The sequence below is a fragment of the Pseudomonas sp. 05N36 genome, assembly GCF_056397385.1.
The window spans coordinates 16,028-28,675 of sequence record NZ_JBFTNH010000015.1 but is presented as its reverse complement, the minus strand read 5'-3'; the positions used below and the strand labels follow the sequence as shown (position 1 = coordinate 28,675).

General features: G+C 60.2%; 9 protein-coding genes. 3 read left to right on the top strand and 6 right to left on the bottom strand.

All coding sequences use genetic code 11. The features are described from left to right. Window positions 1–3: 3 nt before the first annotated feature. The gene (locus AC1DIH_RS18930; RefSeq protein WP_477772846.1) at window positions 4–1,731 is read right to left on the bottom strand and encodes a ShlB/FhaC/HecB family hemolysin secretion/activation protein; all 1,728 of its coding nucleotides are present in this window, start codon (window positions 1,729–1,731) and stop codon (window positions 4–6) included. A 298-nt stretch (window positions 1,732–2,029) separates the two neighbouring features. On the opposite strand from AC1DIH_RS18930, the gene AC1DIH_RS18925 reads away from it, so the two are divergent. Together AC1DIH_RS18925 and AC1DIH_RS18920 are read left to right on the top strand one after the other, a co-directional pair. After that, window positions 2,030–3,157 (top strand): HlyD family secretion protein, encoded by a 1,128-nt coding sequence (locus tag AC1DIH_RS18925; RefSeq protein ID WP_477772845.1) that lies wholly within the window; start codon window positions 2,030–2,032, stop codon window positions 3,155–3,157. Continuing rightward, window positions 3,154–4,746: a DHA2 family efflux MFS transporter permease subunit gene (locus AC1DIH_RS18920; RefSeq protein WP_477772844.1), complete on the top strand. Its 1,593-nt coding sequence runs from the start codon at window positions 3,154–3,156 to the stop codon at window positions 4,744–4,746. The genes AC1DIH_RS18925 and AC1DIH_RS18920 overlap by 4 nt, the downstream gene beginning before the upstream one ends. A 7-nt stretch (window positions 4,747–4,753) precedes the next feature. Here AC1DIH_RS18920 and AC1DIH_RS18915 read toward each other — a convergent pair whose 3' ends face one another. Both AC1DIH_RS18915 and AC1DIH_RS18910 read right to left on the bottom strand, forming a co-directional pair. Continuing rightward, on the bottom strand, window positions 4,754–5,194 hold the full coding sequence (locus AC1DIH_RS18915; protein WP_477772843.1) for a carboxymuconolactone decarboxylase family protein: 441 nt from the start codon (window positions 5,192–5,194) through the stop codon (window positions 4,754–4,756). A 410-nt stretch (window positions 5,195–5,604) separates the two neighbouring features. After that, window positions 5,605–7,041, bottom strand: coding sequence for a mechanosensitive ion channel domain-containing protein (locus tag AC1DIH_RS18910; RefSeq protein ID WP_477772842.1), 1,437 nt, complete (start codon window positions 7,039–7,041; stop codon window positions 5,605–5,607). Between the two features lie 188 nt (window positions 7,042–7,229). Between AC1DIH_RS18910 and dkgB the strand changes: the two genes are divergently transcribed. Continuing rightward, window positions 7,230–8,033 carry a 2,5-didehydrogluconate reductase DkgB gene (gene dkgB, locus AC1DIH_RS18905; protein WP_477772841.1) on the top strand — a complete coding sequence of 268 codons (804 nt, stop codon included), beginning with the start codon at window positions 7,230–7,232 and terminating at the stop codon, window positions 8,031–8,033. Between the two features lie 10 nt (window positions 8,034–8,043). Here the strand turns inward: dkgB and AC1DIH_RS18900 are convergent, their stop codons facing one another. From AC1DIH_RS18900 to AC1DIH_RS18890, 3 genes are all read right to left on the bottom strand, one after another. Further along, on the bottom strand, window positions 8,044–11,289 hold the full coding sequence (locus AC1DIH_RS18900; RefSeq protein ID WP_477772840.1) for a transporter substrate-binding domain-containing protein: 3,246 nt from the start codon (window positions 11,287–11,289) through the stop codon (window positions 8,044–8,046). After that, window positions 11,290–11,937 carry a response regulator gene (locus AC1DIH_RS18895; RefSeq protein ID WP_477772839.1) on the bottom strand — a complete coding sequence of 216 codons (648 nt, stop codon included), beginning with the start codon at window positions 11,935–11,937 and terminating at the stop codon, window positions 11,290–11,292. 149 nt (window positions 11,938–12,086) lie between these two features. Further along, complete coding sequence (locus AC1DIH_RS18890; RefSeq protein ID WP_347927461.1) at window positions 12,087–12,521, bottom strand: response regulator; 435 nt, start codon at window positions 12,519–12,521, stop codon at window positions 12,087–12,089. Window positions 12,522–12,648 lie beyond the last annotated feature (127 nt).

Sequence of the window (12,648 nt, the reverse complement as noted above, 5' to 3'; positions counted from 1 at the left end):
TTTTCATAGCTGCAGGCCCAGGCGCATCAGCCAGGTTTCGGGTTCATTCCCAAAGCCTTTGGGTGTGTTGAGGCTGCGTTGGTAGTCGATGTCGACTTGCAGGTTTTTCCAGCTCAGGTTGAGCCCGGCACTGGCACCGCTCAGCCGTTGACCTTGAGCGCCGTGATCGGCCTTGAGCCAACCGTTGTCCAGGCCCAGGCGCGGGGTGATTTGCACCGGCAGGCCGCTGTTCAGTGGCAAGCGCAAGGTGTTGCGCCAGATCGCTCCGGTGGCGCCGGATGCACTGTTTTCCCGGTAACCGCGGACCGCGGAATCGTCGGTACCCAGCAGTTGTTCGATGGCCGGCAGCGGGTCGGGGCTGTATTGCAGCGAGAGCTGGCTCTGCCACTGCCAGGCTTGCCCGGCGAACTGGCCATTGCGCCACTGGCTGAGGTTTGCGCGGTACTTGTGAAACTGCGCCTTGGGCAGGTTGCTGTTCTGGCGCAGGGCATCGTCATCGGCCCCCAGCCAGCGCAGGCCCTGGGCGTAGTTGATGTCGAGGTTCCACACCGCGCTGTTGAGCCAGAACAGGTTCAACCCGGCTTCGGCCACGGTCAGCGTCGGGCTTTGAATGTCGAGGCGAATGTTCTCCAGATAACTGTCGACGTCCTTGTGCGCCAGTTGCAGGCTGGCGCTGAGCTGATGCCCCTGATCACGCCACAACACGCGGTCGGTGCGCAGGCTGAGCTGGTCGGTCAGCCCGCGGCTGTACAACGTGGTGCTGCTGAGTTTGAACGGCGCGCGGTATTCGGCATGGCTGGCGAACAGGCTGTACGTCCAGTAACCGTACGGAATGGCGTAATACAGGCTGGTATTGCGGCTATATCGCGGGCCGTGGTTGAGGGTGTCGCTGAGATTGATGCTGAGCAGATCGTTTAGCTGCAACGGGCTGTCCAGACTCAGGCTCAAGGTGTCGCGATCGCGTCCGGTGCTGGCGCTGCCAAGGTTATCCAGGCCCAGCCCCAGGGCCCAGCGCGAGGCGGCGCTGCTGCGAGAACGCAAAATGATCCGCGAGGCACCAGGCTGGCTGCCGGGGGCGATGTCGGCCGTCAGATCGAGTGAGCGCAAGCGGTTCAACTGATCCAGGCCCTGCTCGAGATCGCGCAGGTTCAGCGGCTTGCCGAGCATGCCGGGAAAGGCCCCTCCCAGTGCGACCGGCAAGCTCTGATCCTGCAGTTCGATAGACTCGACGTAACCTTCATCGACCCGGATATCCAGCGACTGACCGGCCGCCGGGGCGCTGACCAGGTACGGTCGACTGGCGATGTAACCGGCATCCACATACAAGCGGGTGATGGTCGCCAACAGATGATTGATCTGGCCGACACCCATGCACGAAGCGATCTGCGGCTTGAGTTGCTCATTCAGTTCACGGCGGCTCAACAGCGTGACGCCGCCAATGCGTGTCCCGCTCAAGGGCCAGCATCGCTCATCGGCAGTGACCTGCGCGGGCAACGCCGGAGTGCCTGGCGCCGGTCCAAAGCTGCCACGTTCCAATTGGCGGCGCCGCTGTTCCAGTTGCAGTTGTTGCAGGTCGCGTTGTTGCTGCTGTTGCTGACGCAGCCCTTCCTGGCCGAGTGCCGAGGGTTCTGCAGCCTGGAGCGCAGCGATGCTCAGGCTCAGCAGCGCGGCCAACAAACGTGGAAAGAAGGGGGTGGAAAAACGCGGAACAACAGAAAGCGAAAACGGCACTCAACATCCTTGCATTCGATTAACCGGCCTAATGCCACGCTATCAATTGCCGTGATAGTCAAACCCTGACTACACAAATGCAAGACGCTGCCTACGTCGTATTTAATAATTAAACATCACTACAGTTTTCATCGATCAAGCCGTGTGGCTCGCACGCCCGCTCACAGCACCCCCTATCAAAAGCGTCCCCCCAGGATGACCGGCAACCGACGAGCGGCTGGAAAAATCATTTGTCAGAAAATATTACTCGCGTCATATTACAGCCGTAATAACGACTGCTACCCCATAGGGGATTGCCATGACCAGCCTGAACACTGTTGATCCTTCCCTGGCCGTGCAACCTGCGCGCCCTCCTTTGCTCAAGCGCTTGTTGCTCGCCGTTGCGGGCCTTGTTGCTCTGGTATTGATCGCCCTCTACGGTTCGCACTGGTGGACCAGCGGCCGCTTCATCGAAGAAACCGACGACGCCTACATTGGTGGCGATGTAACGGTGATCGGGCCGAAAGTCGCCGGTTATGTCGAAGAAGTGCTGGTGACCGACAACCAGCGCGTCAAGGCTGGCGACCTGCTGGTACGCCTCGATTCACGCGACTATCGCGCCAGCCTGGCCAAGGCCGAAGGCGCCGTTGCGGCGCAAGAAGCGCTGCTGGCCAACCTCGATGCCACGGAGCAATTGCAGCATGCGGTGATCGGTCAGGCGCGTGCCGGGATCGATGCCGCGGGTGCGGAAACCGCCCGCTCGCGGGATGACAATGCCCGCTACAAGAAACTGGTCGGCAGTAATGCGGTGTCGGTGGAAAGTGCGCAACGCGCCGATGCCACCTTCAAGACGGCTCAAGCGCAGAGTGCCCGGGCACAGGCCGAACTCCTCGCAACGCAACGGCAGCTGGACGTGATCGCTACCCGCAAGCAACAAGCCAAAGCCGCGTTAATGCAGGCGCGTGCCGAACGGGATCTCGCGCAATTGAACCTCGGCTACACCGAACTGCGTGCACCGGTCGACGGGGTGATCGGCAACCGTCGGGCGCGGGTTGGCGCCTATGCCCAGGCTGGCTCGCAACTGCTCTCGGTGGTGCCGGCCAGCGGACTCTGGGTCGATGCCAACTTCAAGGAAGATCAGCTGGCGCACATGGTGCCCGGCCAGCGCGTGAGCATTCATGCCGACGTGCTCTCGGGCCGTGAATTCCATGGCCATCTGGACAGCCTGGCGCCGGCTACTGGCGCGCAGTTCAGTGTGTTGCCACCAGAAAACGCCACCGGCAACTTCACCAAAATCGTTCAGCGGGTGCCGGTGCGGATCCTCCTCGATCCGGCCGACGGCGTGCTCGGCCAGTTGCGTCCAGGGCTGTCGGTGACCGCGTCGGTTGATACCAAAACCGCGCCCAAGGAAACCACCGTTGCCATCGCCCGGGCCAGCGCACCATGAGCCGCGCCCTCACCGCCCAGGCTCAACCGTTCAATGCCGCGAGCATGGCGACGGCGACCAAGGTGTTTGCCTTCGCCACCATGTGCATCGGCATGTTCATCGCGCTGCTGGATATCCAGATTGTTTCAGCCTCGCTGCGTGACATCGGCGGCGGGCTCTCGGCCGGTACCGACGAAACCGCCTGGGTGCAGACCAGCTACCTGATTGCTGAAATCATCGTAATTCCGCTGTCCGGGTGGTTGTCGCGGGTGTTTTCCACCCGTTGGTTGTTCTGCGCTTCGGCGGTCGGTTTCACCCTCGCCAGCCTACTCTGCGGCGCGGCCTGGAACATCCAGAGCATGATCGCCTTCCGGGCCCTGCAAGGGTTTCTCGGCGGCTCGATGATTCCGTTGGTGTTCACCACCGCGTTCTTTTTCTTCAGCGGCAAACAACGGGTCATCGCCGCCGCGACCATTGGCGCGGTGGCCTCATTGGCACCGACCCTGGGGCCAGTGATTGGCGGCTGGATCACCGACGTGTCGTCCTGGCACTGGCTGTTCTACATCAACCTGGTGCCGGGGATTTTCGTCGCCGTCGCAGTGCCAATGCTGGTGAAAATCGACCAGCCGGAATTGTCCCTGCTCAAGGGTGCGGATTACCTGAGCATGGTATTCATGGCACTGTTTCTCGGGTGCCTGGAATACACCCTGGAGGAAGGTCCGCGCTGGAACTGGTTCAGCGACCAGACGATTCTGACCACCGCGTGGATTTCCGGGCTGGCGGGCCTGGCGTTCATCGGCCGGAGCTTGCACGTGGCCAACCCGATCGTTGATCTGCGGGCGCTGAAAGACCGCAACTTTGCCCTCGGCTGCTTCTTTTCATTTGTCACCGGGATCGGCCTGTTCGCGACCATTTACCTGACGCCGTTGTTTCTTGGTCGGGTTCGCGGTTATGGGGCACTGGACATTGGTCTGGCGGTGTTTTCCACCGGGGTGTTCCAGATCATGGCGATTCCGCTGTATGCCTTTCTGGCCAACCGCGTCGACCTGCGCTGGATCATGATGACCGGCCTTGGGCTGTTTGCGTTGTCGATGTGGGACTTCAGCCCGATCACCCATGACTGGGGCGCCAGGGAGTTGATCCTGCCGCAAGCGTTACGCGGGATTGCCCAGCAATTGGCGGTGCCGCCTGCGGTCACGCTGACATTGGGCGGGTTGGCCCCGGCGCGGTTGAAGCACGCGTCGGGGTTGTTCAACCTGATGCGCAACCTGGGAGGTGCGATTGGTATTGCCGCCTGCGCAACGATCCTCAATGACCGCACCAACCTGCACTTCACGCGACTGGCCGAGCACCTGAACAGCAGCAATGAAGCCCTGAACCAGTGGCTGTCACAGGTCGGCAGCAACTTCGCCGCCCTGGGTCAGAGCGGCGACGCGGGCGTCACCGCCAGCCTGCACCAACTGTGGCTGCTGACCTACCGCGAAGCCCAGACGCAAACCTATGGCGACGCGTTCCTGACGATCATGGTCTGCTTCATGATCGCCACGCTGATGGTGCCGTTGATGCGCAAGGTGCAACCACCGGCTGCGCCGTCAGCAGACGCTCATTGATCCCGACTCAGGCCTGGGGCATTTTGCGGAAACCCACCGCCAGTCGGTTCCAGGCGTTAATGGTGGTAATCGCCACGCTGAGGTCGACCATTTCCCTGGCGTCGAACTCGGCGCTCAACAGGGCGTAATCCTCGTCCGGGGCGTGAGTTTCACTGATGCGAGTCAGGGCTTCGGTCCAGGCCAGCGCCGCGCGTTCACGCGGGGTGAAGAACGGTGTTTCACGCCAGACCGACACCGCATACAGACGGCGTTCAGTCTCGCCAGCTTTGCGCGCATCGGCGGTGTGCATGTCGACGCAAAAGGCACAGCCATTGATTTGCGAGGCACGCAGCTTGACCAGTTCGATCAGCGACTTTTCCAACGGCAGTTTTGTCACTGCGCTTTCCAGCGCGATCATGGCTTTGAGGGCATCCGGCGAGGCGGTGTAGAAATCGACACGAGAGTGCATGGTCAGCTCCGTAGCAAGTGGGAATGCGCCATACGGTAGCGCTGCCGGCGATTGGCACAAATAGCCAATTATTCAGAAGTCGAGGTAGCCAATGACTGGCMTGCCCGTCTTTTGGCGCGAGCGTTTCTGCGGCCGGGTTGGCGGTGAATCGAGAGCGGGATCACCTCGATTCACCGGTGTAACAACAACCGTAGCAGCTGCCGAGCCCGCGAGGCTGCGTTTGGCTCGGTCCGCGCTCGGGCGAAGCAGTCGTAAAATCAGGCAACTCGTTCTTTCAGGCAAACCGTGTACACAGGTTGGCGAGGACTGCGTCCTCGAACGCAGCCTCGCGGGCTCGGCAGCTGCTACGAAGCGCTTTGAGCGGCATAACTGGTCGGGCCCGCCTCTGTTTCATAAGGCGCCGTAACGGCCTACGTCCGGCTACGCAACCACTGCAGAAAGCCCTTCTTCTCCACCACTTTCGGCACTTCCTGAGTCAGGGTTTGCGCAGTGTGCAAGCGGAAATCCAGCAGCGTCTGCATCGCTTCGTTGATGTCGTGGCGGGCGTCGAGACAGGGTCTGAGGTATTCCTTTTCGATCCGGTACAAGGTGCAGAAGGTCTTGGCCGTAAAGTCCGCCGGTACCGATTTATCCGAGAGAATCCCGGCTTCGCCGATCACCTCGCCCGGCCCCATGCGCCCGGCTTCGAACTTGTTGCCGCCACGGCTCAAGGCCACCGACACCACCCCGGATTCGATGATGAACAGGTGATCGCTGACCTCACCCGCCGGCAGGATCATTTCCCCGGGACGGAAGGTAATAAGCGTCATGTTCTGGCTGAAGGTGTCTTTCTCTTCCGAACGCAAGGTCGAGAAAATACTCGAGCTTTCGAGCAACGCCCGTGGCCGCGAAAGGTCCGGCGGTGTTGTGGTTTCTGCGGTCGACAACAGGCTCACGCCTGACGCACGCAAATGCCGGAAGGCCAGGTCGTACAGCAGATTGCGCACTTCACGTTTTTGCCCCATGGACGATACAAAGCCGATGATCTCGTACTCCACGCCACTGGCGCTGGAGCTTTTCAAGGAAACGCTCGGTGCCGGTTTGCCGAGCAACGGCCGGCAACCCTGCATCGCCCGCTCCAGCGCTTCGATCACCGTGTGCGGGCGTGCATGAGGGCTCAGTTGCAGGCTGATGGTAATGCCGAAAATGTCGCTGGGCCGGCTGAAGTTGATGATCTTGGCCTTGGCCGCCAACGAGTTGGGGATCACCGCCATGCTGCCCTGTGAGGTTTGCAGCCGCGTGGCCCGCCAGTCGATGTCGGTGACCCGGCCTTCAGTGCCGTCGATGGAGATCCAGTCATCCAGTTGATAGGGTTTGGTGGTGTTGAGCACGATGCCGGAAAACACGTCGCTGAGGGTGCTCTGCAATGCCAGGCCGACAATGATCGCCAGGGCACCGGAAGTCGCCAGCACGCCTTTGACCGGCAAATCGAGCACATACGCCAGGGCGGCAATGATCGCGATCAGGAAAATCACCGCACCGAGCAAATCCTGCAACAGCCGGCCGGTATGCCCGACCCGTTGCATCATCACCGTGCCGAGCAATACCGTCAGGGTTCGCGCGCCGAACAGCCACCAACCGATCTGCAATCCGGTCGCAGCCAGGTGCAACGGCACGTTCTCCGGCCAGGGCGCCACGTCCATCGGGTTCATGCCTTCGTTGAACAGCACGGCGCTGAACAACGCAAAAATCACCACCCGCACGACCAACTGCCAGTGACTGACACTGACCAACCGCCACAGCAGGATGTCGAGCAGAATCAGCGCCAGGGCGCAGAACATCGGGTGATCGGTGAGAAGTGACAACATCAAGCAACTCCAGCAAAGCCAATGGCGTGAAGATCGCACAGATTGGGTACAGTGTAGGAGTGTTTGATCGCAAGGTGCCCTGGATTCGTGATTTTCAGTAAAGAGTGCTTTGCCGATACAGCGGTTTTTCTCAAGGATGCAGACCGGGATACTCGCGGCCATTCCTGTCACAACCCTTGGAGTCACACATGTCTGTTCCAGCCTTCGGCCTCGGTACGTTTCGCCTGCAAGGCCAGGTGGTCATCGATTCGGTGAGCACCGGCCTTGAACTCGGTTACCGGGCGATCGATACCGCGCAGATCTACGACAACGAAGCCGACGTCGGCCAGGCCATCGCCGCCAGCGGCATTGCCCGCGAAGAACTGTTCATCACCAGCAAGATCTGGATCGCCAATTTCGCCAAGGACCAGCTGATCAGCAGCTTGAAAGACAGCCTGCGCAAACTGAAAACCGACTACCTCGACCTGACGCTGATCCACTGGCCGTCCCCGGAAAACCAGGTGCCGGTGCATGAATTCATGGGCGCCCTGCTGGAAGCCAAGGCGCTGGGCCTGACCCGGCAGATCGGTGTGTCGAACTTCACCGTCGACCTCATGCAACAAGCCATCGACGCGGTCGGCGCGGACAACATCGCGACCAATCAGATCGAACTGCACCCTTACCTGCAAAACCGCACAGTGGTCGAATTCGCCCAGAGCCAGGGTATTCAAATCACCTCCTACATGACCCTGGCCTATGGCGAAGTCCTGAAGGACCCGGTCATCCAGCAGATCGCCGAGCGGCATCAGGCAACCCCGGCGCAAGTCACGCTGGCCTGGGCCATGCAGCAGGGTTACGCGGTGATCCCGTCTTCGACCCAACGGGTCAACCTCGACAGCAACCTGGCGGCCCGCGACCTGACGTTGAGCGAAGCCGATATGGCGCTGATCGCCGGGCTTGAGCGCGGCCAGCGCCTGACCAGCCCGAAAGGTATCGCTCCCGACTGGGATTGAGCAGGGCCGCTCAGCGTTGCTCCAGGTGCAGAGCCAAACGCTCCATGGCGTCTTGCAAGGCCTGCACCGCCTGGCTCAATACGTTGTTGTCGCGCCCGCCGCAGGCAGCTTCCAGTTGTTCGCAACACTGAACCAGGCGCCGGGCCTTGACCACTTGCGCGCCGCCCTTGATCCGGTGGGCCAGCTCCCGCAAGCCCATGCGGTCACGTTGGCGGTAAAAGCCCTGTAAGCGTGCCAGGTCCTCGGCATTACTGGCGGCCAGCTCAGCCAGTAATTTATTGATCAGGCTGCGGTCAGGTCCGGCCAGTTCTTCAAGGCTGCCGAGGTCGATTTCGGCAGCGCTGGCCGGCAGCGTTTCGAGCGGTTGTCGCGTGTTGGTGTCCGGCGTCACGCCGGCCAGACGGGCACTCAGGTCCTTCAGGCCGATGGGCTTGAACAGGCAATCGTCCATCCCGGCTTCCATGCAGCGGATCTTTTCTTCGGGCTGGGCATTGGCAGTGAAACCGAGGATCAGGCAAGGCACATCCCCATTGGCCCGCTCCTCGTCACGAATCGCCATGGCCAACTCGTAACCGCTGCGGTTCGGCATGTAGCAATCGGTGATCACCACCTCGAACGTATCTTTACGCCAGCATTCGAGCCCCTGCTCACCGTCCTGGGCATCACACACACGGTGCCCGAGACGGCTCAGTTGTTGTACCAGCAACAGGCGATTGGCCGGGTAGTCGTCAACCACCAGAATGTTCAACGAGTGCCCTCGCTCCGATGACGCAGTCTCAATCGGTGGCGGCGCGGCCAGCGGCTGCAATGCCAGTACATCGAGGCTGACGTCGATTTGCGTACCCGCGCCCAGCGTGCTGCTCAATTGCAATCGCCCCCCCATCATCTCGCACAGTGAACGGCTAATGAGCAAGCCCAGCCCGGAGCCACTGCGGCCATCCTGCGGGCTATTGCTGGCCTGTACAAACGGACTGAACAATCGCTGCTGGTCGAACTCGCTGATGCCAATCCCGCTGTCCTTGATACGCAGGCTGATCGCCAGGTTCCCGTGAACGGCAGCGGGCTCTACTCGTAGCGTCAGGCTGATCTGTCCGGTGCGGGTGAACTTGATCGCGTTGCTCAGCAGGTTGGAGACGATTTGCTTGAAACGCATCGGGTCGATCAACACATCGCGGTCACTACGGGCATCCAGTTCGACCTGCCAAAGCAGGTTCTTTTGCCGCGCCAGACCTTCAAACACGTTGCTCACCGAACCGACCAGCGCCAACAGATTCGCGCGTTCCGGGGTCAGGGACAAATGCCCCGACTCGATCCGCGCGATGTCCAGAATATCGCCGATCAGCTCCAGCATCTGCCGCGCTGCATTCCATGCCACCTCTATCGCAAGATGGTCGGTGACGCCCTCCTCAGCTCGCAACATCGCCAGTTCGAGCATGCCGATCACAGCGTTCATTGGCGTGCGGATTTCATGGCTCATGGTTGCCAGGAAGGTGGTTTTGGCACGGTTGGCATCGTCTGCCGCGTCCCTGGCTTGCTGCACCTGTTGCAGCAATTGCTGGCGCTTGCGGATCAGGTTGCGCTGGTAGGCAATCCAGCCCAGCGCCAACAGCAGCAACAGTCCCGCGGCCAAAAAACCCTGAAGGATGGCAGTGCGGTGGCGCGACCAGTAGCTGTCATCCACCGGCAGTTCATTGCGCCAGCGGTTGGCCAATTCGTCCATTTCTTCCGGGGGAATGCTTAACAGAGCTTTATTGAGGATTGAGTTGAGTTCAAGGGCTCCACGGTTGGTCGCGAAGCTGATGTGTGCCGGTTCGGTGCCCACCGTGCTGGTGATCTCCAGAACGTGACGGTACTCCCGAGCAATCAGGTAGCGAGCAATGATCAACGAGCTCAATGCCGCGTCGGCTTGCCCCTTGGCGACCAGCGCCATACCTTGGGCGGGGGTTTGCACATCAACGAAGTGCGCACTGGGAACGCGCGCAATGATGAACTCGCGCAGCGCATGACCGCTGTAAATCGCCAACCGCTTACCGGCCAGGTCGTCCAGCGTCCCAGGGTCCCCGGTACCGCCTGCGCTGACCAGGACAAAGGGATTGATCAGATACGGTCGAGTAAAACGCAGTTCCGCCTGACGCTCGTTACTCGGGGTAATCACAGCCAGCAGGTCGATCCCGCCTTGCTTGACCTGCTCTATTTGCTGATACAACGAATGGCCGCGCACGAGCTCGAACTTCAGCCCGGTATGCAGGCTGATCCGGTCCAGGACCTGGGCGCTGAGGCCTCTGAACTCGCCCTTATCGTCATAAAAAGACAAGGGTGCAAAGTTGTCGATGACCCCGACTCTGACCGATGGGTGGCTATCCATCCAACGTTGTTCGCGGGCACTCAACTGCAAGCGTTGCGCACCGCTGAAACTACTGCCGGCACTCCAGCGGCGCAGAACCGTCATGCGTTCCTGCACAGGAATCACCGCCAACGCGGCATCGATAATCCGCCGCAATCGAGGGTTGTCGGCACTCACCGAAAAGCCGAATGCGTTGACGTCCAGGCGGGCAAATCCCGCCAGCTGCACGTTGTTCAGGTAACTGTTATTGATCAGGTAACCGGCACTGAGGGAGTCGCCCAAATAGATATCGGCACCGCCGAAAGCCACGGCGCCGATGGCACTCAATGTCGAGTCATACAGTTGAAGGTGTGCCTTGGGATAAACCGCGTAGACCGCTTCGGGTCGCAAATAATGATCGAGCATCGCCACCCGCTGCCCCTCAAGGTCGGGTGTCAGCCGGGCGCTGTCGCCCAAGCGGGTGACCAGGGCCGGGGCGTCTTCGGCATAGGTACGCGACATCAAAAGCTGCGGATCGGCCGCTTCAAAGTCGTTGGCGGTGCCCAACAGATCGACATTGCCCTGCTTCAACGCGGCAATCACCTCGCCTCGGGTCCGATAGCGTTTCACCTCGACCGGGATGTGCAGTAGCTGGCTGAGCAGGACCGCAAAATCGGCAGTAATACCTTCCAGGTACTTGTCGCTGATGGTGACCTCGAACGGCGCGTAATCCGGCGCAGAAGCGCCCAGTCGCAAGCTGCCCTGCTCGCGCAGCCAGCGCCAGTCGGCATCTTCCAGTTCGACCTGGTAATCGTCGACGACCGAACGCCCTTGCAGCTTCAGCAGCTGTGGTTTTGCGGCGAAGCTGTCCACCGACCAGAAGGGACTGAGCAACGTCAAGGCAATCAGCCATACGCGCAGGCTCATCTGCATTCAGATCAGCTGATTACGCTTGGCGAAATCCACCAGATGAACCAAGGATTTCACATTAAGCTTTGCGATCAAGCGGGTTTTGTAGGTGCTGATGGTTTTGTGGCTGAGGTACATGACTTCGGCGATCTGCTTGTTGCTAAAGCCAAGCGCCAGATATCGAAAGATGGTCAGTTCACGGTCGGAGAGCTTCTCGATCATCTGCAATTCGTTGAGTTGCAGTGCGTCCAGGTTCACTGAGTCAGTGTCGACCTGAGGGAAACACGTGTAGCCGGACATCAACGCATTAATGGCTTTACGCAGGTCCTCCAGATCATTGGTTTTCGCGACGAAACCCAAGGCCCCGGCCTTCATGCAGCGCTGGACATAAAACCTTGGTTCAAAGGAGGTGAAGACTAAAATCCTGCAGGGCAACCGTTCGTGCTGCAAACGGCTCAGGAGATCCAGCCCGCCAAGCTTGGGCATACTCAGGTCCAGCACCACCAGAACGGGTAAATGCTCACGGATCATTTGCAGCGCATGAGCGCCATTGGATGACTCCAGAATGGTCTGGAACATCAGTCTGTCTTTAGAGTCCCTAAGCGCCGCCAGCAGCATTTTTATGGCGGCCACAACAACCGGGTGATCGTCCACGATCAGCGCTGAACTCATGGCAACTCCTGTAGAAACGCCCAAAAACCCCGGCGTGCCGCCCTCGGCATTTGCCAAGGCTGACACAACGGCTGCGCAACGACTGTTGCACGAGAAACAGGGCGAAACTACCTGTCAAAGTTGACAGTTCAGACCAACGGTCGTGTGCCTCAGGCGCGCAAACCGCCCTGCTGCCGGGCGTGCCCACGCCGGGAACCGTGAGCCGGTATATCGACGCGACTCATCAGCCCTTCGAGGGTTTCCTGGTCCGGTACGCGGTCCTGGCTGATCCGCACGTTGTGCTGCTGGACGGCGAACAACGCGGGCAGGCCGGCTTTCTGGGCATCGTAGATCAATGTATGACAGATCTGCTGGTTGTCTTGGCAGAACGCCACCAGGTCCAGGCCGGTCCCGGTACACAAGGTTGCATTGATGATCACCAGATCAAACGGCTCACAGCCGTATTCGACAACGCTGAGCAGCTCTACAAGGGAATGCACGGGGGCAATTCGGTAGTAACCGAGCTGATTCAGCCTGCGCTCGATTTTCATGCGATGAAAATGCTGCTCATCGGCGATCAGGATACGTAACGCTTTATTCGGCATGGTTGATTGACCCTACAATGACGGTGCGGCTGTTTACGCCCACCCTTATCAAGAGCGCCTGAGACTAAGGGCAATGCCGCGGGGTTTCTGTAGGACCTTTCTGAAAGAAACAGTTCCATCTACTTTT